We start from the raw sequence: 24,314 nt of genomic DNA, 5'->3' as shown, positions 1-24,314 counted from the left end.
AGATTAAATTGGAACGTGTAATCGGTACAGTTGTAAGAGGTCTTCGTGGTCCTATTATTAATGAAGGCGATAATATTGAACAAATTGTTGTAGATACAGTGTTAAATGCGGCACATATTGAAGGATATGCAATCGAGGATCGTGATATTGTGACAGTAACTGAATCTGTCGTGGCACGTGCACAAGGAAACTATGCTACGATTGATGATATTGCCATAGATGTAGCGGCTAAGTTTGGTGATGATACGGTAGGGGTTATTTTCCCCATCTTAAGTCGTAACCGCTTCGCCAATTGTTTAAGAGGCATCGCTAAAGGTGTAAAAAAGGTAGTATTAATGCTAAGCTACCCATCTGATGAAGTGGGTAATCACCTTGTAGATATTGATGAGCTCGATGTAAAAGGCATTAACCCATGGACGGATACACTCAATGAGGTTGAATTCCGCGAGCATTTTGGCTATAAAAAACACACATTTACTGGTGTAGATTATATTGAATACTATAAAGAGTTAATTGAAGCAGAAGGGGCTACGTGTGAGGTCATCTTCTCAAATAATCCAAAAACAATTTTAAATTACACAAAGAGTATCTTAACGTGTGATATTCATTCACGCTTCCGCACAAAACGTATTCTAACAGCGAACGGTGCTGAAAAGGTTTACAGCCTTGATAATATTTTAGCTGAATCAATTAATGGCTCTGGTTTCAATGCTGAGTATGGTCTACTTGGCTCGAACAAAGCAACAGAGGATAGTGTTAAATTATTCCCACATACTTGCCAACCAATTGTTGATGGAATCCAAGCAAAAATTAAAGAAGCTACAGGAAAAACAGTAGAAGTTATGATTTATGGTGACGGCGCATTCAAAGATCCTGTGGGTAAAATTTGGGAGCTTGCAGATCCTGTTGTATCCCCTGCATTTACCGCTGGATTACATGGAACACCGAACGAGGTTAAATTGAAATATTTAGCGGACAATGATTTTGCAGACCTTCGAGGTGAAGAACTAAAGGCTGCTATTTCTGAATACATTCAAAATAAAGATGAAGATTTAACAGGTCAAATGGCTGCACAAGGAACAACGCCTCGTCGATTAACAGACCTTATCGGTTCCTTATCTGACCTTACATCTGGTTCGGGTGACAAAGGAACACCAATGATTTACATTCAAGGCTACTTCGATAATTACACTAAATAAACAAACAAAAATGAACTCTCGTCCTCTTGAAGAGAGTTCATTTTTTTATGGCGAGGATAACAGGAATCGAACCCGTAGTCCCATTGGAAAGGGATATGCACTCCATGCACCTACCTCGTAATAGATGATTGTTGAATGCTTGCTATAGTATTACATTGTGCTCAGTCCCTTCTCTTCTTAATTGGTTAGGATTTTAATTTATTTGGAATAATTTCTTCTCGTAGCCAATGCTCACTTGTTTGAACATGTTGCGGTCTCACAAATTTCCCTAAATTATAGCGGAAATCTTCGTAATGGAATGGGCTAGTATTTCTAATGACATACCCCTCTTGTTCCCCTTCAAAGAATGATTTTCCAGTGAATGTACGTTTTATCTGTTCTTCGTCAAAAATTCCTCGGTATAAAACAGGCACTGTTTCTATACCTAACTCTGCTGCAAAGGCAACGGTTTCATCCCAGCTCAAACAAATATTTTCTTCATTCCAAATGCTAAACAAGTAGAAATAGCTTGTTAATCCTTGGTAATAAATAGAATGCTTGGCATAAACATTTTCACCACATAAGCGCCAGTCCTTTGGAATCCGATACGCAAAATTCGCGTGAAATGTTTTTACCCAATGTCTTGTAGGATGGTTGGCTGAATGAATACTTCTAGCATGCAGATAGTCTCTGTAAAGTGTTGTCCCTTCTCCATCTAACTTTTCAGTGACAACAACCTCTTTTCCAATAAAATGATTCACATTTCTAGCAACTTTATCATCATCGGTGTAGCCTCTGCTCCACGGTAAATGAAAACTTCTTGGGTATTTCATGAATTTCGTCATATTTTCACCTCCCTTTCCTAATGTCTATTTGGCAAATTGATCTGCCTCACGGAAAAAATAAAGCCTTGTTAATAAATCACCGTCTAATAAATGATAAATTTGGCTTCCCCCTCTATCTCCCCCATACTGGATTAACATATGATATTGCACTAAATGAACAACCTTTAATACAAGTTCCTTTTCAAAGCCCAACTCTAACAGAAAATGACAAACCAGTTGAGCAGATACATTTTCATGTCCAAAATAACCATAACGCTGTTGCAAAGGTTTATATTTTTTACAAAATGGTTTACCGACATCATGAAACAATGCAGCTATTTGTAGAGCTAGTTTATCGCTCTCTAAGTAGTACTCATTGATATACGCGTACACAAAATACGTATGCTGACATAGCAAAAATTGATGGAATGGATTTTCTTGATCGAATTGATAAATTTCTTTGAAAAGTGGGACTGCTTGAAGTGTTTGAAAAAGCTCTTCATAGGTGGGGTGGCCTTGTATGAGTGAAATAAACTGTTGTCGAGAAAGATCATAGGGACTTGATTCATGAATAATATGCAATTCATTAAACCCTTCTCCTAGTGTTGGGAATTCTAAATGCTTTCTCATTTTTTCCATCACGATTAATGGTACATGCCTTTTCCTTTGCTGGTTTCTGGCTACACAGATTGAATAAGGTGTATCAAAGTAATAACATACCTTTTGCACTGTACTTGGTATTTTACGAAGTGCAAACATCCTGCGCTCTCGTTCAATATTGGTAGCATCCACAATGACAGAAAACCCTTTTGTCACTAAATCATTAAGACGTTCATATAACGTACGAAAGACTATACGTGATTTTTGCTTCGTTGAATCTCCAAATAACTCCTGACGTATAGCGTCGCTTGATAGGACAATTGCATTTTCATTTTTAGCTAACTGTTTCACAAATGTACTTTTTCCACTACCCGGCAACCCCACTGTAAAGATTACCTTCATTCTTTTCACCTCCCTTCAAGTTTCTATATCGTATGGCATGCCACATTCTTTAGTGTCTCGATAGCATTTCATCCACTTATTTTTAATAACAATTTATGATAATCAGTCATAATATGAAGCAATATTACATATAAAAAAGACGGCTCCACCTTTTTGTAGAGCAGTCTCTGTATATCAATATCTTATTACCTTACACATTTATTGTATCATAAATTTACAATAATTTCTAGACTATACTTCTTTCCGAAGTAGATGTATGATAAATTTCCTGCTTCAATCCCCCCATAACACCTGCATTTGGATACTTTCACTATATTCAAATTGGTGGTTGGACAAACAGTTAAAAAAGCATCACAATTACCTTCTTCTCACCATCTATTGAGGTGAGGGTTACTGTCAAAGGAAGCAAATAACTATGGAGAGGAATGTGAGTAAACGTTGGAAAATCAAAAAGAATGGCTGGAAGAAAAGCATCACCTTGAGGATTCTTTAAACATTATTGTTCATAAAATAAAAGAGTTAGAGCATAAAGAAAAAGGATTTAAAGAAAATGCTGTTGCCTTAAAGAAATCCTTTTGGAACGATGTGAGAGTCAATCTAGATACCGCTGAGGATGTAGACGAAACCTTTTTTGCAATTAAGCAGCAGGCAGAGCTTTTATCTGACTCAGAGCTTGCACAGGAACGTGCAATTCGTAATGTAAAGTTATATGAACGTTTACAACAGTCACCCTATTTTGCTCGTATTGACTTTGTACAAGATGGTCAACAAGACCCTTTAAAAATTTATATCGGTGTAGCCACATTATTGGATAAACAGGATGAAAATATCGTCATTTTTGATTGGCGAGCGCCTATATCGAGTATGTATTATGATTACACACCTGGTGATGCATCCTACGAAACATTAGGTGAAGAAATTCATGGAGAAATGCTGTTAAAACGGCAATTTATCATTAAAAATGGTCAACTACAATCCATGTTTAATACAGGCCTTACAATTGGTGATGACCTATTGCTCGATATCCTTGCCCAAAATGCAAATGAGCATATTCGTAGTATTGTTGCGACAATCCAAGCAGAGCAAAATAAAATTATTCGCCATGTAAATTCACGCTATCTTATTGTTGAAGGTGTTGCAGGTAGTGGCAAAACAGCTGTAGCCTTACAGCGGGTAGCTTATCTTCTTTACCGTTATCGTGATGAAATGACAGCCGATCAAATATTGCTAATTACACCTAATCAACTTTTTAATCAATATGTTCATTCTGTCTTACCTGATTTAGGTGAAGATAATATGCAGCAGTTAACGTTTATAGAATATGCTGAAAAACGATTAGGTAAACAGTTTCAATTGGAATATCCTTATGAGCAACTTGAAGATCTGTTAACAGAAAAAGATGATGCTCAGTATCAAACAAAATTAAGCATCATTTCATTTAAAGCCAGCCTCACTTATAAACATTTGCTGGATCAGTATGTTCGTTATTTAGCTGATAAAGGCTTGTTATTTAAAAATATCGTTTTTCGCGGTGATCGTATTATTACTGCGCAGGAAATTTCCGAATACTTCTATTCTTTCCCTTCTACTATGTCGATACCAGATCGTCTACAATTAGTAAAAGAATGGTTATTGCAACGGCTAACGAAATTGGAAAAGGCTGAGCGTACAAAGGAGTGGGTAGAAGAAGCTACTGAGCTATTAGATAAAGAAGACTACTCCAAATCATATAGTGAACTTTTATATGAGGGGCGTTATACTGAAAACTCATTTGATGATTTTGATCAAGAACGCTATAAATTAGCGAGACAAATTGTCAAAAAACACTTTAAACCATTACGTAACTCCGTTCACCAGTTAAAGTTTGTCCATATGTTGGGTACATATCGACAGCTCTTTGATTTGAATAGTTCTATTAACAAGGTTTTACATCACCTTATGCCAGACAATTGGGAAGACATTTGTCTACAAACACTCCCTAATTTAGCAAAGCGTTTGATTGCCTATGAGGATGCCGCACCATTTTTATATTTACAGGACAAAATTGAAGGACAACAGACCAATAGGATGATCCGTCATGTATTAATTGATGAAGCACAGGATTATTCACCATTCCAACTTACTGTATTACAGCAGTTATTCCCAAAAGCACGTATGACCATTTTAGGTGATGGCCATCAAACGATTCATCCACATACCTTTAATAATCCTTCTCTACTCGACACTCAATTATATGGTGAGCAGGCAGAAAAAATGATATTAACCAAAAGCTATCGTTCGACAAAGCAAATCATACAACTCACTTCCAAAATTTTAAATGACGGTAGTGAAGTAGAAGCTTTTAATCGAACTGGCCCCGAACCATCGATTACTATTGTGCCAAATGAAGTGGAATTAATGGATCAAATTATTCAAAACATCAACCATTTATCTGTTGAATTCGAAACAATTGCTGTCATCTGTAAAACCGCAGCCGAGTGCTCTGCTGTATACAAGCAATTAAACAATCGAGTAGATATTCAATTGATCAATCATCATACAAAGCAGTTTAAAAAGGGTATTTTATTACTTCCAGCTTATATGGCGAAAGGCATCGAATTTGATGCGGTCATCATCTATAATGCCTCTGCCGCTAATTACACAAGAGAAAGTGAACGGTACTATTTCTATACGGCGTGTACGAGAGCTATGCATGAACTGCACATTTATTCCATTAATAAATTAACGCATTTCCTTCAATAATAGGTAACAGGAGAATCTGTAAATAACAGATTTTCCTGTTCGATTGCTGTTTTATATATAGAACGTATAGTCTTCTGGAATGACACGTTTTAAAAATTTCTTCGTTCGCTCCTCTTTTGGGCTGACGAAAATATCATGAGGGCTACCTTCCTCTACAACCACTCCTCCATCCATGAAAATTACGCGATTGGCAACATCTTTGGCAAAGCCCATTTCGTGTGTTACTACAAGCATTGTTGTACCCTCCGCTGCAATATTTTTCATGACCTGTAGAACCTCACCTACCAATTCAGGGTCAAGTGCGGACGTTGGTTCATCAAATAAAATAATATCAGGATTCAAAGCAACAGCTCGTGCAATACCAACACGTTGCTGTTGACCTCCTGACAACTGACTCGGATAGGCATCATATTTGTCTGATAAACCTACTTTATCAAGTGCCTTTTTACCAATTTCCACAGCCTGTGCTTTAGGAATTTTACGTCCAATGATTAACCCTTCCGTTACATTCTCTAATGCCGTTTTATTAGTGAATAGATTATAGTTTTGAAAGACAAATGCGACACGTTGGCGAATTGCATGCACGTCTTTTTTCTTTACATGTTGAAAATCAACCTGAATATCTCCAAATGTCGCACGGCCTTGATCAGCCTTCTCTAAAAAATTGATACAACGCAATAATGTTGTTTTTCCTGAACCACTGGGACCTAAAATAACAACAACGTCCCCTTTATCAATAGCTAAATCAACACCCTTTAAAATTTCATTGCCACCAAATGATTTATGAATATTTTTAATTTCTAACATGCTAATTCACCCCTTAGACATTTGCCATTTTGTATTTGCTTAAATATTTCTCATAGCGCTTAAACAGGTATTCAACCGTACTACATAAAATTAAGTACACAATAAAGATATCCAAATAGGCCTCTACATAATTGTAGCCAACGTTTGCCGCTACTTTTGCCTTCAGTGTAATTTCCGGAAGCGACATTGCGTAGCCTAGCGATGTAGCTTTAATGAGATTAACAGTAGCTGTGCAAATATTCGGCAATGCCACTACTAATGCCTGTGGAATGATGATTCGAGTATATGCTTGGAATGTTGACAAACCTACTGAGTGTGCAGCCTCTAGTTGCCCCTTTTCAATGGTACTTAACGCCGATCGAAAGACCTCAATTAAAATGGCTGTTGAACTGAATGCAAATACAATAAACGCATACCAAATTGGATTGATTTTATAAATATCATACGCAATATGATATTTTTCAAAAATAATTTTTAACATTAACGGTATACTGCTATAGATAATGAAAATTTGTATTATAATCGGCGTTCCTCGAACAAAAGAAACATAAATCTTCGCTAGGTGATGGATAACTGGAATTTTATTGATCCTAGTTAGTGCTAACAAAAACCCCAGTGGCAAAGCTATCACCAAAGCAACAACTGTCACTAGGAGCGCGATAGGAACACCAGACAAAGCTACGAAAAATGTTTCTAGTAAAAATTGATAATTCACCTTCACGCCTCCTTAAGTTGTTTCTAGGGTCTTCTTACCCTTACCAAATACCTTTTCTAATATAGTAAATATTTTTTCTATAATAATTGATAACACCCAATAAATAATAGCCAATGCAATATAAATTTCTAAGGCATGAGCATTGATGTTACTTGCTATAATTAGATTTGCCTTACCTACAATATCAATTAGACCAATAGTATAAGCGAGTGCACCCTCTTGTAATAAAGCAATCATACCATTTCCAAAGTTTGGTAAAGCAACAACCAGTGCCTGTGGAAAAATAATTCGACGATAGGCTTGGAATGGTGTTAGCCCTACACTAACGGCTGCTTCAAACTGCCCTTTTGGAATGGCTAAGTAGGCAGACCGTATCACCTCTGACATGATTGCCGCGAATTGTAAGGTGAACGTTACGACAACAAATATGGCCGTTTCAATTGAATGGAGATTAAGACCAACATTTTCTGCTAATGCTGGGACGCCATAATAAACAAGAAATAACAAAACAATGGAGGGTGTACAACGCATAATCGTTGTATACAGATTGGCGAATTTAGTTAGCCACTTGACTGAAGATAGCTTAGCTGCCGCCAGCAATAAGCCGAATAGGGTACCTAAGATAATGGAGGACCCTGCAACTAAGAACGTAATTTTTAAAAATGGCAATAACACTGGGATTGCGTTCCAAATGTAGGTTGCGTCAAAATATTTATCCATTTCCTCACCAACTTTTGTTTTTATGAATAAAGACTGCTGAGCATTACTGACTCAACAGCCTTACTATTCGTTCCGATTTAAACTAACGATTTACGTTTTCCAGTACTTCAAATAAATCACGGCCATAGAATTTTGTACTTAATTCATTTGTTTTCTTTTGTTCTTTAACCTGAGCTATTGCTTTATCATAAGCGTCAGCAAATTCCTGCTCTTTTTTATTGAACAGTGGCCATGTTTTTATAACAGCAAATTCGTTATAGACAACGTCATCTTTTAGGTTATAATATGGGCCATCTTCTGCAAGTACTTGTTGTTTAAATGGTCCTTCAATCATGACACCACCATCAACACGACCTTCATTTACCCACTGCACTACATCAACAGTAAATGCGTCACCAGCCTCAAGTTTTACTTTATTATCTGGATTTGCCGTATTATATTCATCGATAATTGTATATTGAGCATTATTTGCAGCAATAGGTGCTAAAGAATAGCCCTTTTTCGCAAAATCTGCTAATGTTTTCACGCCTTCATCTTCTTTACGCAAAACTAAACCTGCGCTACTTAAACCTAAGAATTCCTTCGGGAAAATAAATTTCTCTGTACGTTCCTGAGTAAAGAATGCGTTTTTAACCCCTACTTGATATTTCCCTTGCTCCACACCAATTAATAAATCATCACTTGTTGTACCTACATACTCAAATTGATAATCAGGTAACAATTCATCTACTAATTTCATTACTTCTACATCATAACCAGTTGGATTTCCATTATCGTCAATGTAACTAATAGGCTTTGACGCTTGATCGTAGGCTACTTTTACTGTACGTACCTTTTCGCCATCACCCGCATCTTTATCTGCAGACTCTCCTGAATTACAACCTGCTAATAATGCGATAGAAGCTAAACCAATTGCTGCAAATTGAAAAATCTTATTCTTCTTCATATGTCATTTCTCCTTATTTTTCATGTGATTTAATGATAGATTTTCACATATTTTCTGCTGTTCAATAGCGGCAGTCGCTAATTTAATAATCGTCATATCATCCATCGGTGGATTATGAAGCCCTGCACGAACATTGCGGTAATAACGTTGTAATGGATTGGATAGTTGCAAGCTTTTCGCCCCCACTACACGCATCGCTTTATCGACTATATCTATTGCCATGTTTGTTACTGTATGTTTAGCAATGGCCATTTCATTTGTTATTAGTCCACGTCTAGCAGGATCATCGTAAGCCTCAGCCACTCCGTATAAGACAAAACGTGCTTGATGGAGCTTTAATTCAATATCTCCTAAAAGCTGTTGTACGTTTGGCAACGTACTAATTGGCGCATTCAGGCTATTCGGTTGATGGTGATTAGCAAAATGAATAGCATAATCACGGGCTGCTTGTGCAATGCCTAAGTAAGTTGCTGGGATATGGAGTATCCAGCCATTTATTTTGCCACCACTCGGATGACTTGGTAACTCTACTAAATGCTCTGTTGCAACAAGCACATCCTTTAACACAAGGTCGTGGCTGCTTGTGCCTCGCATTGCAGACATCTCCCAATTCTCCTCAATGGATAGACCTGCTGCATCCTTATGAATGAGGAAGAAGCCAACTTGCTGCTTTTCTTCAATCCAAGCGGAGGTAAGGAAATAATCGAGCACCGGAGATGCAGTCGTAAAAATCTTGCGCCCATTTATTAGCCAGCCACCTTTAGTAGAAATGGCATTTGTCCCTGGCCGCCCTCCTCGCGTTGGGCTACCTGTTGCCGCCTCACTAACAGCTCTATTAATCATGGCCCCTCTTTTTATTTCTTCAGCAAAAGTTATTAATAGATCATCAGTCCATAGTTTAGTTTCATAAATTTCACCGACAACACCTAATGTCCACCCAAGGGAAAGAGAGGCATTTTCGTCATAGCTTGCTAGCGTCTCTTGTATGAGGACCATATCATAGACAGATAACCCTTCTCCGCCATATTGTTTCGGTAAAGTAAGTTGAGCATAGCCAATTTGTAAAAGTAATCGATGTGCTTCGAACGGAAAACGAGATTGCTCATCTACCTCAACAGCCTCTGCCTTGATTGGCTCAGCTAAAGCAGCTAGCTGATCTAGCCAATATCGTTGTCGCTCTGTTTTTACAAATAAATTCTTCAAATGAATCTCCTTCTTCCCAATATATATAAATCGTATAAATTTACTAAGGATTAATAGTCAAAAAAAATCTCTTGCTACATGAATGTAGTGAGATACTATTTGGTACTGAATTTTCTGATTCGTTGACACTTATAATACTTTTCGCATTAGAAAATGTCAATGGGTGAAATTCAAGTTTTTTTGTAAGTTTAATATGTATTACAAAGTTTCAATTTTTACCTTTGATTTATGCACCAAGCTTTTCTTACAACATATGCTAAGACTAATGAAAGAGGTGCATATATGACCAATAATTTAAATTCACCACTAAACGGTGGTATCATAACCCATTCGGCTCCACAAGTTATTCAAACTAAGTTTGGAGATATTAACGGGGATGGTTTTTTTGAAACCATTTTTTTAATGGGCACTAAACAGCCTGATAGTCCTTTATGGAGAAATCTAACACTGTCTATTTTTTATGGTCAAACACGACAAATGGAGCAAATTCCATTGAAACAGAATATGGGCTATAATCCGACTATTTTTTTGGGCGATTTTACTGGTAATCATATTGAGGATATTCTTGTTGTGTCTGATACAGGAGGTAGCGGTGGAATTGTTAATGGTGAGATTTTTTCCTCCATCAACAATCAAGTTCGTTCCATCTTTAATGCAGAGTCTTTTAATAATAAACTTAAATATAAGGTCAATTATGTAGATCATTATAAGGCTGTTGTTCAGAGTTTTAATCCTGCTATTAAATACACAATTGATTTACAGTATAAAGGAGCTGACTACTTAGCTGAAATTTATAATCCAGATGGCACCTTGAAGCAACCGATTGAAGGCTGGGTAGATCCTTTTGGAGGACTATATCCTGTTGATTACGACCGAGATGGAACGTATGAAATTTTAGGATATCAAGAAATTGCAGGTAGATATCATGCTGATGGATTAGGCTATGTAGAAAATATTTTAAAATGGAGTGGTCATGAATTTACAATAGATCGACAAACGGTTGGTATTTTTGGTGAGGATTTATCATAGACGACAAATCTAGCTATTAAATAAGCTAAAACAGGAATCTGCTCATTTTTACTTAACTCTAACAAAAAACAAGCAGATTCCGTTATTTACTTTTTCTTTTCAACCAAGGCAAAGTAATTATTTTCAGGGTCAGCAAAGTTAAAAACCCTACCCATTGGCATGATGACTAGATCTCCTACTTTAACGCCCTTTGCCTGAAAATCTTGGTACATCTCTTCAATTTTATCAGCGTAAAACATAATAGAAGGTGTTCCTAAATTTAGATCAGGTTGCATTTTAGCAATAATTTCTTTGTTGTGAAGCACAAAGGATGTTTGAGCTTCCTTAGTTGGTGCAATTTCAATCCAGCGCATGCCTGCCTCTTCCTGTTCAGAAATGACGACAAACCCCACTTTTTCTGTCCAAAACTTTACAATTGCATCTTGATCATTAACATATAACATTACTTGTCCAATTTGATGAATCATGACTTCATTCCCTCCTCTTTTGAGCATTAGTATACATCAAAAAGCGGCTTTATATAGCTTCTAACGCCATCAATTTAGGGAAATTTCGAACAATTGATAATGATATATATTACTAGGAAATAATTAATTCAAAGTACTTAACTTTTCTTTTATTTCTGATAGAATGAGTATTATTTACCTTTAAGGGAAAAGTATAGAATAAAACATTATGTGAGGATAATACAATTGAAACAACTAAGTTTAAGAAAAAAGCTTATTTTTTCGTTTTTAGCCATGCTTCTCATCCCAACACTATTGATTGGAATAGTATCTTACCAAAGTGCTGAACAACAAATTTCAGAGGAACAACGCGCAAGTGCGACTGAAAGTGTACGCATTCTAAATTCCAATATTACAAACATGATTGAACCCAAATTGAAAGATGTACAATATTTTTCACAAAAATTTAGGGAAACCTACTTTCAAGATGATAGCATTTTAGAACTCAAGTCATTATTAAGTGAGTATGTCAACATGCACCCTGAAGTAGATTTGATATATATTGGGACTGCTGAAGGCAAACTATTTGATCAGCCTGTTCAAGAGTATCCTGATGGCTTCGATCCTCGGACAAGACCTTGGTATAAGCAGGCTTTAGCTAATAATGGAAAGACCTCAATTACTGCACCATATGTTACACAATCTACAGGTGACATTGTCATTACAATTACTCAGGCATTACCAGATGGTTCTGGCGTATTAGGATTAGATCTAAATATTTCTACATTAAGTGACATTACGAATAATATACGTATTGGAGAAACGGGCTTCGCTTCTCTTTTAGATAACAATAAAATTTACATTGCTCAGCCAGATAAAGAAAGTGGTACAGAGGCAACGGAAAGCTACATGACAAAAATTTATGAGCAGGAAAGCGGTACTATCATTGAAAAAGACCGTCACTTACAATTTGTTACGAATGAGTTAACAGGTTGGAAGGTAATTGGCACAATGTTTACTGCGGAAGCTGCAAAAGCTGCGGCATCCACATTGAATATAAATTTAATTATCATTATTGTTTCCATTCTCGTTGGCGTTATTTTCATGCTCTTCATGATAAAGTCTATTGTTAACCCAATTAATCAATTGAAGCAAAGCGCATTAAAAATTAGTGACGGTAATTTAACGGAGTTTATTGAAATCCATTCTAAAGATGAAATTGGTCAGCTTGGCGAAGCCTTTATCTCTATGAAGGTAAGCTTAAAAAAATTAATTCGTAATGTTGATCAAAGCTCACAACATGTCCAAACAGCCGCTCAAAATTTATCTGCTAATGCGGAACAAAACATCGCTGCCTCAGAGCAAGTGGCTGATGCCATGCACCAAATGGCAAGTAATACAGAAAAACAAACAACAGGTATTGATCAGAATGCCATTTCAGTTGAAGAAATTGCTAAAGGCGTTGTTGAAGTGGCAGACAGTTCCATGCAGGTTTCTGACCTCTCTAGCCATGCTATCCAATTGGCAGAAGAAGGTGGACAATCTGTCAAACAAACTGTACATCAAATGAATTCTATCCATAATTCTGTAACACAATCAGATACAATGATTAAAGCACTCTATGATCGCACGAAAGAGATCGGCTCCATTTTAGAAATGATTAGTGCTATTTCAGATCAAACAAATTTACTAGCACTAAATGCTGCTATAGAAGCAGCTAGAGCAGGAGAACATGGCAAAGGCTTCGCAGTAGTGGCGGATGAAGTACGCAAATTAGCAGAGCAATCACATCAGTCAGCAGAGCAAATTTCTGCGCTCATTACTACTATTCAGCAGGATACGGCAAAATCTGTAGAGACAATGGTCAAAGCGTCGACAGATGTTCAAGAAGGCTTACAATTGACAGAAGAAACAAGTAGAAAATTCGAGAGCATTATTGAAAGTCTTCGGAACATCGCGCCGAAAATGGAGGATATTTCAGCATCTGCTCAAGAAATGTCTGCTGTTGTAGAAGAAGTGTCAGCGACCGCTATTGAACTTTCCGATCACGCAAAATTAAATGCTGCTGCTACGGAAGAAGTTGCCGCTTCCACGGAACAAACTTTATCTTCTATGCAAGATATGGCTTCGTCTGCCAAAACCCTACTTGATATGGCGGATGAATTGCAGGGTTATGTCAATCGTTTTAAATATTAATTATTTAACTGCTAGATCTGAGTTCAAGAAAGTATTGAACTCAGATTTTTTCTATTCCAAAAAGATAGGAAATTACAAAATAAGATATTTTTCTACAAATAATAGCGTTACATAACTTTATTTTCCAGATTTTTCAGAAAATTGTGTTGATTATTATTCATTTTCCTCTTAGAATCAGATTAAACATTTGAACGACTTAGGAGACTACTAGTGTAATAAAACCAATCACGTAGTTAATTGTATTACACTTCAATAATGTCGTTTAAGGAGGAATACTATATGAAACGAATTAGTTTAAGAAAGAAACTCATCTTTGCATTTTTAGTCATACTTCTCATTCCCGCACTTTTAATCGGGTATACCTCCTTTAAAAGTACCAAAAATCAAATACTAAAAGAGCAGCAAGCAAGCGCCAAGGAAAGTGTGCGTATGCTTAATAGTAATATTACCAATACAATTGCTCCTAGAGTTCATGATATCGAATATTTTGCCAAGAAAATAAATCAGTCTTATTTACAAGATGATAAAAAAACTGAATTAAAAGGTCTTTTTCAGGAATATGTAAATACACACCCTGAAGTGGAACTAGTATATATAGGGACTGCTGATGGGCGAATCATTGATGAACCTGTCCATGACTATGCAAGTGATTATGATCCTCGGAAACGTCCTTGGTATATAGAAGCCATTGATAATAAAGGACATGTATCCATCACTTCTCCATACATCTCAAAATCAACAAATAACATCGTTGTGACAGTTATGCAAGCTCTTCCTGATGATTCTGGCGTAATTGCCTTAGATTTAAATATCTCTCTTCTAAGTGCACTGACAGATCAAACACGTATTGGAGAAACGGGCTTTGCCTCTCTGCTAGATAATAATAAGTTATATATTGCTCAAAAGGATAAGGAAAGTGGCACAGAGGCAACAGAAGAATATGTTTCAAAAGTTTACGAAAAACCGGAAGGTATGATTACTGAAGGTGATCGTCATTTACGCTTTGAAACAAATGAAATCACAGGTTGGAAGATAATCGGTACAATGTTCATTGCAGAGGCTACTAACGCTGCTACCTCAACCTTTACTATTACATTACTCATTATTGGTATTTCTATTATTGTTGGTATTATCTTTATGCTCTCAATGATTAAATCTATTGTTAATCCGATTAAACAACTACAGCAAAGTGCTCTGAAAATTAGTGAAGGTGATTTGACAGAGTATATTGACATTCATACGAAAGATGAAATAGGACAGCTTGCTGAGGCATTTGTATCAATGAAAGTTAGCTTAAAAAGACTGATCCGCAATGTTGATCAAAGCTCTCAACACGTTCAAACCTCGGCACAAGGTCTTTCAGCAAATGCTGAGCAAAATATCGCCGCATCTGAGCAAGTGACAGTGGCTATGCAACAGGTAGCGATTAGTACGGAAAAGCAAACAACAGGAATCGATCAAAATGCTGTTTCTATTGAGGAGATTGCAAAGGGTGTTGTAGAGGTAGCAGATAGTGCCCTACAAGTGTCAGACCTATCCAGCCAGGCCATCCAATTAGCGGAAGAAGGTAGTCAATCTGTTGAGCACACTGTTAATCAAATGGTATCCATTCATGATTCTGTGGCTCAATCCGATACGATGATTAAATCCCTATTTGATCGTACAAAAGAAATTGGCTCCATTATAGAAATTATTAGCGCTATTTCAGACCAAACAAACCTTCTTGCTCTTAATGCCGCTATTGAAGCCGCACGAGCAGGTGAACACGGTAAAGGCTTTGCAGTTGTAGCAGATGAAGTACGTAAATTAGCGGAGCAATCTCATCAATCAGCAGAGCAAATTTCTACCCTGATTACAGGCATACAACAAGATACAGCTAAATCTGTACAAACGATGACGAAAGCTTCTGCAGACGTTCAAGAAGGTTTACAGCTATCCGAGGATACGAAAAAGAAATTTACAAGTATCGTTGGAAGTCTTCGAGAAATTGCTCCTAAAATGGAGGATATATCAGCTTCAGCACAAGAAATGTCTGCCGTTGTAGAAGAGGTATCCGCAACAGCTATTGAACTGTCAGATCATGCAAAACTAAACGCAGCTGCATCTGAAGAGGTTGCCGCTTCAACGGAACAAACATTATCTTCCATGCAGGAAATCGCCTCTTCTGCTAAAACATTGCTTGATATGGCTGATGAATTACAAGGCTATGTAGATCGTTTTAATTACTAAATAAGAAAGCACGATGATATTTGGTTTAGCCCTATCATCGTGCTTTTATCTTGTTATTTAATTATTCTTTTACCTCATGGCTAAATTGCCATTCAACGCCAAATTTGTCTGTAAGTGAGCCGTAACATTTGCTCCAAAATGTTTCTTGAAGCTCCATTCTCACGTTACCACCTTCTTTAAGCTTATCAAATGCTTGACGCATTTGCTCTTCATCATCGGAGACAACAGCTAATGTGACATTATTCCCTGTGGAAAATGGCATGCCTGGAAATGTATCTGAGAACATAATTCTGCTACCGAATACAATAAGTCGTGTATGCATGACAAGATCTTTTGCTTCTTCTGGTAATGGATAGTCTGGATTTTGTGGTGTCTCTCCAAACGTCATAATTTCAGCCTTGTCCGTATTAAAAACGTCTTCGTAAAACGCAACTGCCTCTCGACAATTTCCATTAAAATTCAAATAAACCTCTACTGCCATTTTCAACACTCCTTTGTCATTTATTGAAACAATTCTATTGTACATGGATTACAAAACTTAACACAAATTATAACTAGAATATTTCATCTTCAAAGTAAGTTTGCTCCTTTCTTTTTAAATTTTTTATTTATTTTCACAAAAGCTTTGACATTTACTCAAAAATCATGTAAATTACCAAATGGCGAACAATTTAAATTAAATCTTAAAAAATATTCGTATTTTAGGAGTGTATATAATGGATAACGTATTTGACTATGAGGATATTCAACTAATTCCCGCAAAATGTATTGTAGAAAGTCGTTCAGAATGTGATACTTCTGTTACTTTAGGTGGTCACACTTTTAAGCTTCCAGTAGTACCTGCAAATATGCAAACAATTATCGATGAAAATCTTGCTAAGAAACTTGCTGAAAACGGTTACTTTTACATCATGCACCGTTTCCAACCAGAAACTCGTCGAAACTTTATTCTAGAAATGCAAGGAAATGGCTTAATTGCTTCTATTAGCGTTGGTGTAAAAGAAGAGGAATATACATTTATCGAAGAATTAGCAGCTGCTAATTTGGTACCTGATTTTATTACAATTGATATTGCACATGGTCATTCAAATGCTGTTATTCGTATGATTCAGCATATTAAAAAGCATTTACCAAAAAGCTTTGTCATTGCAGGTAATGTAGGGACACCTGAAGCGGTGCGTGAGCTTGAAAATGCTGGTGCAGATGCAACAAAAGTTGGGATTGGACCAGGTAAAGTATGTATTACTAAAATCAAAACAGGTTTTGGTACTGGCGGCTGGCAACTAGCTGCACTACGTTGGTGTGCAAAGGCTGCTACAAAACCAATTATTGCTGATGGTGGCATTCGCACACATGGAGATATCGCTAAATCTGTACGTTTTGGTGCTTCAATGGTAATGATCGGTTCATTATTCGCTGGTCATGAAGAGTCACCTGGTGAAACAATTGAAATCGAAGGTAGAACAGTGAAGGAATACTTCGGTTCTGCTTCTGAATTCCAAAAAGGCGAACGTAAAAACGTCGAAGGTAAGAAAATGTACGTTGAACATAAAGGTAGCATCAAAGATACATTAATCGAGATGCAACAAGATTTACAGTCATCTATTTCATATGCTGGTGGCACAAAGCTAGAGGCTATTCGCAATGTTGATTATGTAATCGTGAAGAACTCTATTTTTAATGGAGACAAAGTGTACTAATTGATGTAAACCCGCTATATTAAGCTTCAACATCCCCCCAATTAAGAGCTGTTTTTCTCTTGGTTGGGGGGATTTTTTTGGGGACATATTTCACTTAAAATACGGTATTTATTTTCAGAATTTTCTATTTTATTAAAAAATTATATATTATAATAGAACTATATTGAAGGAATGAAGGAACGGGGGTTGTATCTTATGAAATCAGTACGTAATAAACTTGTTAGCCTTGCTATTATAGTTATTCTACTATCAACAGGACTAGTTGGAACAGTCAATTATATGGTGGTGAAAGGAGAACTCGATCAGGTAGGTCGAGATAGTCTTAAAAATGGCACACTTGGCATACTTGAACTAATTGCCCAGTTAGATACTCAAGTTCAAAATGGGAAATTAACGTTAGAAGAAGCTCAGGAAAGTGCTAGAACACAGATCGTTGGTAATAAAATTGAAGATAACAAAAGATCTATTGATAATCCGGTTAAATATGGAGATAATTTTTATTTCTACGCTTTCCAAGATAGTGGTATCGTTGAAACTCATCCATCTCTAGAAGGACAAAATATTTCAGATTTACAAACAGAGGATGGGCGCTATTTTGTACGAGAAATGATTGAAGCAGCAAATGCTGGAGGAGGATATGTACGTTATGATTGGGCCCTTCCCTCAAATCCTGATATCGTTGCACCTAAGATTACTTATGTAGAAAAGGACAAGCATTGGGGCTGGATTATAGCAGCTGGTACATACGAAATGGACTTTAATGCAGGTACGAATAATGTTTTATACTACACACTAGGCATGACCATCCTTGCAACGATTATTGGTGTATCACTCTTCTGGTTCTTCTCTGGACGAATGACAACCTATATACGAAAAATTATGGTCATTACATCTGATATTGCTAAAGGCAAGCTAACTGGTGATGACATACCTGTTACTACAGAAGATGAACTAGGTATACTAGCTAGTAACGTGAATAATATGAAACATAGCTTACACGAAATGGTCAACAATACAAAGGATAGTGCGTCCCAAATGCGCGTTTCTTCAGAAATGCTGAGTGCAATTACTGAGGAGACGACTGCTTCTGCTGATGAAATTCATCAAGCCATCAATGATATATCTAAGGGAGCTGTAGTACAAGCTGAGGAAGCAGAAATGGCCATTAGTAAAGTAGAAACACTATCCTCACTTATCTCAAATGCTACAGATAAATATAGTGAGATTACAGAAAATATGAATATCATTAATCAATCTCAAGAAAACGGTAGACAAAAAGTCGATGTATTACTTCAAAATTCAAGTGAGTTTACGCAAGTGATTGAGGAATTAAGAACAACTTTCTCAAGTTTGACGAGCCAAATGAAAGAAATTCATCAAGTCGTACAAACAATTACATCCATTTCTGAACAAACAAATCTATTAGCACTAAATGCAAGTATTGAAGCAGCCCGTGCAGGTGAACATGGCAAAGGATTTGCTGTCGTAGCTGAGGAAGTCCGTCATTTATCCGAGGATACGAATGAAGCCACTAATCGGGTTAGAAACCTATTACAGCGTATTGAGGTCGATACCGCTAATTCAGATTCAAAAATGATACACACGCTCCAACTGTCACAAAATCAGGCATTGTCGATTACGGAAGTAATGGGAGCCTTTACTTTCCTAACAGACTCCATTCATGACATTACAAAGCACCTTGTTTCTTTAGACAAAGGAATGAATGACATGGCAGAAAATCGAATAGTCGTGATGAACGCCATCAATGAAATAGCAAGTGTAGCTACACAATCTGCCGCAGCTACCGAACAAATTAACGCTTCTATTGACGAACAAAAGTCAGCAGTGACATCTATCATGCACTCCTCTATGGAGCTTCATACAGAGGCAGAGCGTATGTACGACTTGGTAGAACGCTTTACATGATAAATACTATAAAAAAGAATGCTACGCATATCCGTAGCATTCCTCTTTACATTATAGTTTGTTAATTACTGCGTGGATTGTTTCCTTAAGCTCTGCATCGTGATCAGCAAGATCTACAAGGTTTCCTAGACGTTCACGTAATACAGGACGCTCAATTACTAGCTTTTCATCAAGTACTTGTACCAGTAGCTCGATAATAAGTCGATCACGAACATTTAACGCTTCTTCTAAACGTTCTGGTGTAATTTTCGCATCAGTTTTTGCAGCTTTTGCCATTTTAAAAACCCCTTTTATATTTTATATTCATGCACATCTATTTTAGCATACCACTAAATTATTTTGAAAACTTTCTTTCGTAAAAATATACCAAATCTTTACAAAAAACAAAGAAAAGATTTACGACAAATTGTTATATTTATATCATAATACACTACTACTCAACCATATGATGATGTATTTACAAAACGCGATTGGAGGAATTGGATGAATCAAAAAAATACAACTTATTTACAGCTCATTAAAGCTGTGCCAAAATCTCTACAGCTATTTCTCAATGTTTGCCTTGTACTATTAGCACTGATTCTCTGTTTTTTGTTATTTAAGGAGCTAATTGAGTTTCTTAAAATATTACTATTTGCTAAAGAAGATGGCGATTATAAACTATTCCTTGCCAATATACTTATTTTCTTTTTATATTTCGAATTCATCACAATGATAATTAAATATTTTAAGGAGGATTACCATTTTCCACTTCGATATTTTATCTATATAGGTATCACAGCGATGATTCGATTAATTATTGTGGAGCATGATCATCCTCTAAATACGTTAATTTATTCATTAATTATCCTCATACTAATCATAAGCTACTTTATTATTAATATAACGCCACTTGAAAGGCCAACACGTTCTTCCATTCTCATCAAAAAAGATTAAAAACACGCCCATTCTAAAATGCCGATATACATGTGGGCTTTTCATACACATAGAAGAATTGCTGTAAAGCCTGTAAATACTGATTATCGCTAATCTGTATTCGACTAAGCATAAATAGCTCTTGGACCGTTACTACGCCCATTACTAGTGATGAAAGCTCAGCTACATCTATCGTTACTTCAACATCATAGCTATCACTTTCTATCATTTTAATTGTACCGTTAACAGCCTCAACTATAAGTTGCTGATTGTTTTTTGCCAGTAACGAATCCATAACATTCATTTTAAATGTCAAAGTAACACCGTTAAAATTGCGTGTTATTAGCTCATCAAAAAAGCCCTTCACATTAATTATACGGTACATTAGACCAACTCCTGACACGGAACTTGCGTGGTAGACACTTGGAATTAAATGATTTGTGCCATTTCTTACATCCTCTAAAAAGAAATGAACATTTTCTTCTTGTGTATTCCATTCGATTCGGTTTACTTGATCTGCTTGACTGTTTAAAAATGTACTAAGCTCTAGCAAAGCTTCCGGAGTTTCATAGATCCACTCTTTAATCACCAAATTATTTAGCATAAAATTACTCTCGCTTTGCTTATTAAAAGAAAAGGCAATATAGCCCTGTACTGTACCTTCCTGTTCCATTGCAATCACATAGTTATCTTGATTATTAAAAATAAAGGATAGTTCCGATTGTGTTTTAAGCAACATCCCATGTTTTTTTGCTACTACCCTGTTGTAGCAATCTACTAGCTGTTGTTGATCTTCAACTGTCAAATATTTAAGGTGCTTTTTAGTTGGTCCTTTAGGGAAGCTAGAGGGCTCTACCATGTATTGATAGATTTTCGATCCATAGCCAAAACCCATTTTCTTATAAAAATCCGGTCTAAATGGATACAAAGCCACGAAATGAATATTTTTTTCTAAAAAGATAGTAAAGAAATGTTGGATTAATTCTTTTGCAGCCTTTTCTTTTTTATGTAATAAATCAACTGCAACAAGTCCTACCCCACCAATTGGTAGCATTTTAGAGAACAGATTCATTTGAAAGTCATGTAGTCGCATACCACCAATGAGTTTGTCATTTTCCCAAAGACCATAATAATGAAGAGATTCATCATTGCTCTGATTTTGCATAAAATGCTTTTTCAGCTCTTCTTTTGTTGTATGTGTTCCATTCAATCTCCCTGGATACGCCCCTACAACGATATTCACAAAGGCTACAAAATCTTGCTCTTTTAATAATTTCTCTACAACCCTCATCATGTCCCCTCCATTTTTAAATTGTTGCATGTTGTTCACAAATTTTTCATATTAATTTTTATACCCCATAATAACATATATTACCACGAACAAATAATGAGTACCGAAAATAATTAAAGGAGGAAAATGTATGACTTTAATTGATTCATATATTCACGAAGTGATAAAAAGGCTACATAAAAATAAACGTGAGAAAATCAAGGTTGAACTAAAGGCTACTATTGAGGATATGCTGCCAGAGCAATATTCTGAATCCGAAGTGAAGGGAGTACTCAGGAAGCTTGGAAGCCCAGTAGAAGTTGCAGCAAGCTATCGGGATACTCCCCACTTTTTAATTGGTCCAGAGAATTTTGAACAATATACAAGAACCATCAAGCTAATTATTCCTTGGGCAATTCTTATTACGATCATTGTACAAATAATAGAGAAAATTGTTCTCTATTCTGGAGAAGAAGCACTTCTCGTAACCATTATTACAGCATTTGGAGGGATTATTGCTGCAATTATTGCTGTGTTATTTCACGTTTTGTTTTGGGTTACGGTTATTTTTATCATTAAGGACCGTTCTGGGGCTGAAAAGTTTTCGATCCCTTTTCTGAGAGATACCAAGCCATGGTCACCTGATGATTTAATACAAATTAAAAAGATTCCCAAAGATAAAATCATTCCTATAAGTGATACGATTTTTAGCCTTTTAGGAATACTTATTTTTTCATTTGTTTACTGGAATGCCTATCGTCTTTTAGGTATTTATACAACGAATGACAACGGCAGCTTGAAATTTGTTATGCCTATCTTTAATCAAAATATTTTACAAGCGTTTGTTCCCATGGTCTTACTATGTATTATCCTAAGTCTAACTTTAACCTTATTAAAATGGCGTGCAGGACAGTGGACAATGCCTATCGCCATAACGAATGCACTACTTCAAAGTGTAGGAACGATTGTGTTTATTTTAATAGCGGTACACCAAGATTTTATTCACAGCGCCTCTATCCCTTATATTGCAGCTATTACAGAAACAACCTCAGCTAAAGTTGCCTTCACTATTGATAAAATCCTACTTGTCAGTATGAGTATTGCTGTTTTAGCAAATGCATTTGATATCTACCAAGGATTTAAAAAAGCTAAAATATAACGCCCTTCTACTTCATATACCTAGTAAACCTTACATTAAAATCGCCAAAATACCTTTATTCTCTGATGTTTTGTATAATGATAAAGTTGAAAGTATTTTATATATGTGAAAATAATCTGCACAATTCAATCAGAGTAAGGGGAAAGTACTATGACCATTCTTCTAGTAGATGACAATCAAGTCAATTTATTTGTCATTGAGAAAATACTAAAAAATGCAGGTTATGATAACTGTGTTTCTCTTTCATCTGCTTATGAGCTATTTGATTATTTACAATTAGATGCACCCAATCCGACAGGAAATTCAGTAGATTTAATTTTGTTAGATATTATGATGCCGGAAGTAGATGGTATTGAGGCCTGCAAACGCATTAAGCAAAATGAGAGATTGAAAGATATTCAAATCATTTTTGTTACAGCACTCGAGGATAAAAACAAACTGGCAGAAGCCCTAGACATTGGTGGTGTAGATTATATTACTAAACCAATTAATAAAACAGAGCTGCTTGCCAGAATGCGTGTTGCCTTACGTTTAAAGGCAGAATTAGACTGGCACACACAGCATGAAAAGAAAATACAATATGAGCTAGATTTAGCAACCCATGTACAACGGAGTCTTCTTAGTCCACCGTTAAATGAGAAGGACATCCGTATTGAAGTTTCTTATTTACCATCCTCTAATTTGGCAGGAGATATGTATTATTGGTACAAAATAGACGATCATCGTTATGCCATAATATTATTGGATATGATGGGTCATGGTATATCTGCAGCGTTGGTTTGTATGTTCATCTCCTCTGTTCTAAGAGAAGCGGTTAAACAATTGGTGGAGCCTGAACTTGTCATCCAAGAACTGAATCGTTATATGACGCTATTGCAAGATGGGAAAGAGAATAATCTTTATTATTTTACAGCGATTTATTTAATCATTGATACAGAGCAAAAAACAGTCGAGTACATAAATGCTGGCCATCCTCCTGGATATGCACTAATCGATGAAAAAACATGTATTCCATTAGATCAGGGTAGCTGTGCAGTCGGTTTCTTCGATGAAATAAAAGTGAAAAAGCAATCTATTCAATATGAGCATGATATTCAAATCGTGTTATTTACAGACGGTGTATTAGAGGCAATGGGTCCCTGTGAATTAGAATCAGAAAAGCATTTGCAAACGCTAACATCCTCCAAATGGGATTATTCGCAATGCCTAATCGATAACCTTTTGCCTAAGGATAAACAAGAGAATCAGCCTGATGACATGTGTGTTTTAATGATTCAAGCTAGCTCTAATACTCTATAAAAAAAAAG

21 protein-coding genes are annotated in these 24,314 nt (G+C 36.2%); 10 read left to right on the top strand and 11 right to left on the bottom strand.

All coding sequences use genetic code 11. From position 1 onward, the window contains the following. The first annotated feature begins 8 nt into the window (after nucleotides 1-8). Entirely contained in the window at nucleotides 9-1,199 is a 1,191-nt protein-coding gene (locus JIN86_RS17310) for a coenzyme F420-0:L-glutamate ligase (RefSeq protein ID WP_004233524.1), read from the top strand. A 185-nt stretch (nucleotides 1,200-1,384) separates the two neighbouring features. On the opposite strand, the gene JIN86_RS17305 is transcribed toward JIN86_RS17310, so the two are convergent. After that, nucleotides 1,385-2,023, bottom strand: a complete 639-nt coding sequence (locus JIN86_RS17305) for an RNA ligase family protein (protein ID WP_202342468.1) — start codon at nucleotides 2,021-2,023, stop codon at nucleotides 1,385-1,387. Between the two features lie 24 nt (nucleotides 2,024-2,047). Continuing rightward, nucleotides 2,048-3,004 carry an AAA family ATPase gene (locus tag JIN86_RS17300; RefSeq protein WP_004233521.1) on the bottom strand — a complete coding sequence of 319 codons (957 nt, stop codon included), beginning with the start codon at nucleotides 3,002-3,004 and terminating at the stop codon, nucleotides 2,048-2,050. 438 nt (nucleotides 3,005-3,442) lie between these two features. On the opposite strand from JIN86_RS17300, the gene helD reads away from it, so the two are divergent. Beyond that, nucleotides 3,443-5,746, top strand: a complete 2,304-nt coding sequence (gene helD, locus JIN86_RS17295) for an RNA polymerase recycling motor HelD (protein ID WP_202342467.1) — start codon at nucleotides 3,443-3,445, stop codon at nucleotides 5,744-5,746. A gap of 51 nt (nucleotides 5,747-5,797) precedes the next feature. Here the strand turns inward: helD and JIN86_RS17290 are convergent, their stop codons facing one another. The 5 genes from JIN86_RS17290 to JIN86_RS17270 form a co-directional block, all read right to left on the bottom strand. Next, a complete protein-coding gene (locus JIN86_RS17290) occupies nucleotides 5,798-6,553 on the bottom strand; it encodes an amino acid ABC transporter ATP-binding protein (RefSeq protein WP_009373959.1) in 756 nt (251 codons plus the stop codon). Nucleotides 6,554-6,566: 13 nt separating this feature from the next. Then, nucleotides 6,567-7,268: an amino acid ABC transporter permease gene (locus JIN86_RS17285; RefSeq protein WP_004233514.1), complete on the bottom strand. Its 702-nt coding sequence runs from the start codon at nucleotides 7,266-7,268 to the stop codon at nucleotides 6,567-6,569. Nucleotides 7,269-7,280: 12 nt separating this feature from the next. Then, complete coding sequence (locus JIN86_RS17280; protein ID WP_004233513.1) at nucleotides 7,281-7,988, bottom strand: amino acid ABC transporter permease; 708 nt, start codon at nucleotides 7,986-7,988, stop codon at nucleotides 7,281-7,283. 82 nt (nucleotides 7,989-8,070) lie between these two features. Further along, nucleotides 8,071-8,934 (bottom strand): transporter substrate-binding domain-containing protein, encoded by an 864-nt coding sequence (locus JIN86_RS17275; RefSeq protein WP_004233511.1) that lies wholly within the window; start codon nucleotides 8,932-8,934, stop codon nucleotides 8,071-8,073. A gap of 3 nt (nucleotides 8,935-8,937) precedes the next feature. Then, the gene (locus tag JIN86_RS17270; protein ID WP_202342466.1) at nucleotides 8,938-10,137 is read right to left on the bottom strand and encodes an acyl-CoA dehydrogenase family protein; all 1,200 of its coding nucleotides are present in this window, start codon (nucleotides 10,135-10,137) and stop codon (nucleotides 8,938-8,940) included. Nucleotides 10,138-10,419: 282 nt separating this feature from the next. Between JIN86_RS17270 and JIN86_RS17265 the strand changes: the two genes are divergently transcribed. Next, a complete protein-coding gene (locus tag JIN86_RS17265; protein WP_202342465.1) occupies nucleotides 10,420-11,166 on the top strand; it encodes a hypothetical protein in 747 nt (248 codons plus the stop codon). 86 nt (nucleotides 11,167-11,252) lie between these two features. Here JIN86_RS17265 and JIN86_RS17260 read toward each other — a convergent pair whose 3' ends face one another. Next, entirely contained in the window at nucleotides 11,253-11,633 is a 381-nt protein-coding gene (locus JIN86_RS17260; RefSeq protein WP_004233502.1) for a VOC family protein, read from the bottom strand. A 225-nt stretch (nucleotides 11,634-11,858) separates the two neighbouring features. Between JIN86_RS17260 and JIN86_RS17255 the strand changes: the two genes are divergently transcribed. Together JIN86_RS17255 and JIN86_RS17250 are read left to right on the top strand one after the other, a co-directional pair. After that, nucleotides 11,859-13,808: a methyl-accepting chemotaxis protein gene (locus tag JIN86_RS17255; RefSeq protein WP_202342464.1), complete on the top strand. Its 1,950-nt coding sequence runs from the start codon at nucleotides 11,859-11,861 to the stop codon at nucleotides 13,806-13,808. Nucleotides 13,809-14,087: 279 nt separating this feature from the next. Beyond that, nucleotides 14,088-16,037, top strand: a complete 1,950-nt coding sequence (locus tag JIN86_RS17250) for a methyl-accepting chemotaxis protein (RefSeq protein WP_004233496.1) — start codon at nucleotides 14,088-14,090, stop codon at nucleotides 16,035-16,037. A gap of 61 nt (nucleotides 16,038-16,098) precedes the next feature. Here JIN86_RS17250 and JIN86_RS17245 read toward each other — a convergent pair whose 3' ends face one another. Further along, nucleotides 16,099-16,518, bottom strand: coding sequence for a VOC family protein (locus tag JIN86_RS17245; RefSeq protein ID WP_004233493.1), 420 nt, complete (start codon nucleotides 16,516-16,518; stop codon nucleotides 16,099-16,101). 235 nt (nucleotides 16,519-16,753) lie between these two features. On the opposite strand from JIN86_RS17245, the gene guaC reads away from it, so the two are divergent. Further along, nucleotides 16,754-17,737 (top strand): GMP reductase, encoded by a 984-nt coding sequence (gene guaC / locus JIN86_RS17240; RefSeq protein ID WP_004233490.1) that lies wholly within the window; start codon nucleotides 16,754-16,756, stop codon nucleotides 17,735-17,737. A 195-nt stretch (nucleotides 17,738-17,932) separates the two neighbouring features. Then, the gene (locus JIN86_RS17235; protein WP_202342463.1) at nucleotides 17,933-19,663 is read left to right on the top strand and encodes a methyl-accepting chemotaxis protein; all 1,731 of its coding nucleotides are present in this window, start codon (nucleotides 17,933-17,935) and stop codon (nucleotides 19,661-19,663) included. A gap of 51 nt (nucleotides 19,664-19,714) precedes the next feature. Here JIN86_RS17235 and JIN86_RS17230 read toward each other — a convergent pair whose 3' ends face one another. Further along, a complete protein-coding gene (locus tag JIN86_RS17230; RefSeq protein WP_004233486.1) occupies nucleotides 19,715-19,939 on the bottom strand; it encodes a hypothetical protein in 225 nt (74 codons plus the stop codon). A 207-nt stretch (nucleotides 19,940-20,146) separates the two neighbouring features. On the opposite strand from JIN86_RS17230, the gene psiE reads away from it, so the two are divergent. Beyond that, nucleotides 20,147-20,599 (top strand): phosphate-starvation-inducible protein PsiE, encoded by a 453-nt coding sequence (psiE, locus tag JIN86_RS17225; RefSeq protein WP_004233484.1) that lies wholly within the window; start codon nucleotides 20,147-20,149, stop codon nucleotides 20,597-20,599. Nucleotides 20,600-20,612: 13 nt separating this feature from the next. Here the strand turns inward: psiE and JIN86_RS17220 are convergent, their stop codons facing one another. Next, nucleotides 20,613-21,869 (bottom strand): GNAT family N-acetyltransferase, encoded by a 1,257-nt coding sequence (locus tag JIN86_RS17220; RefSeq protein ID WP_004233482.1) that lies wholly within the window; start codon nucleotides 21,867-21,869, stop codon nucleotides 20,613-20,615. 130 nt (nucleotides 21,870-21,999) lie between these two features. Here JIN86_RS17220 and JIN86_RS17215 point away from each other — a divergent pair, with 130 nt between their 5' ends. Beyond that, nucleotides 22,000-23,007, top strand: a complete 1,008-nt coding sequence (locus JIN86_RS17215) for a hypothetical protein (protein ID WP_004233480.1) — start codon at nucleotides 22,000-22,002, stop codon at nucleotides 23,005-23,007. Between the two features lie 150 nt (nucleotides 23,008-23,157). Then, on the top strand, nucleotides 23,158-24,306 hold the full coding sequence (locus JIN86_RS17210; protein WP_004233477.1) for a SpoIIE family protein phosphatase: 1,149 nt from the start codon (nucleotides 23,158-23,160) through the stop codon (nucleotides 24,304-24,306). The last annotated feature ends 8 nt before the right edge of the window (nucleotides 24,307-24,314 follow it).

The organism is Lysinibacillus sp. HST-98, assembly GCF_016757845.1.
GTDB lineage: Bacteria > Bacillota > Bacilli > Bacillales_A > Planococcaceae > Lysinibacillus > Lysinibacillus capsici.
Note: the sequence above shows the minus strand (reverse complement) of the source record. Positions and strands in the feature narration are given on the sequence as shown.

Coding starts and splice junctions, on each gene's coding strand:
- JIN86_RS17290 (WP_009373959.1), bottom strand. CDS start 6,553: ATGTTAGAAATTAAAAATATTCATAAATCATTTGGTGGCAATGAAATT.
- JIN86_RS17275 (WP_004233511.1), bottom strand. CDS start 8,934: ATGAAGAAGAATAAGATTTTTCAATTTGCAGCAATTGGTTTAGCTTCT.
- JIN86_RS17220 (WP_004233482.1), bottom strand. CDS start 21,869: ATGAGGGTTGTAGAGAAATTATTAAAAGAGCAAGATTTTGTAGCCTTT.
- JIN86_RS17280 (WP_004233513.1), bottom strand. CDS start 7,988: ATGGATAAATATTTTGACGCAACCTACATTTGGAACGCAATCCCAGTG.
- JIN86_RS17210 (WP_004233477.1), top strand. CDS start 23,158: ATGACCATTCTTCTAGTAGATGACAATCAAGTCAATTTATTTGTCATT.
- JIN86_RS17230 (WP_004233486.1), bottom strand. CDS start 19,939: ATGGCAAAAGCTGCAAAAACTGATGCGAAAATTACACCAGAACGTTTA.
- JIN86_RS17250 (WP_004233496.1), top strand. CDS start 14,088: ATGAAACGAATTAGTTTAAGAAAGAAACTCATCTTTGCATTTTTAGTC.
- JIN86_RS17245 (WP_004233493.1), bottom strand. CDS start 16,518: ATGGCAGTAGAGGTTTATTTGAATTTTAATGGAAATTGTCGAGAGGCA.
- JIN86_RS17215 (WP_004233480.1), top strand. CDS start 22,000: ATGACTTTAATTGATTCATATATTCACGAAGTGATAAAAAGGCTACAT.
- JIN86_RS17300 (WP_004233521.1), bottom strand. CDS start 3,004: ATGAAGGTAATCTTTACAGTGGGGTTGCCGGGTAGTGGAAAAAGTACA.
- JIN86_RS17305 (WP_202342468.1), bottom strand. CDS start 2,023: ATGACGAAATTCATGAAATACCCAAGAAGTTTTCATTTACCGTGGAGC.
- guaC (WP_004233490.1), top strand. CDS start 16,754: ATGGATAACGTATTTGACTATGAGGATATTCAACTAATTCCCGCAAAA.
- JIN86_RS17235 (WP_202342463.1), top strand. CDS start 17,933: ATGAAATCAGTACGTAATAAACTTGTTAGCCTTGCTATTATAGTTATT.
- JIN86_RS17260 (WP_004233502.1), bottom strand. CDS start 11,633: ATGATTCATCAAATTGGACAAGTAATGTTATATGTTAATGATCAAGAT.
- JIN86_RS17265 (WP_202342465.1), top strand. CDS start 10,420: ATGACCAATAATTTAAATTCACCACTAAACGGTGGTATCATAACCCAT.
- psiE (WP_004233484.1), top strand. CDS start 20,147: ATGAATCAAAAAAATACAACTTATTTACAGCTCATTAAAGCTGTGCCA.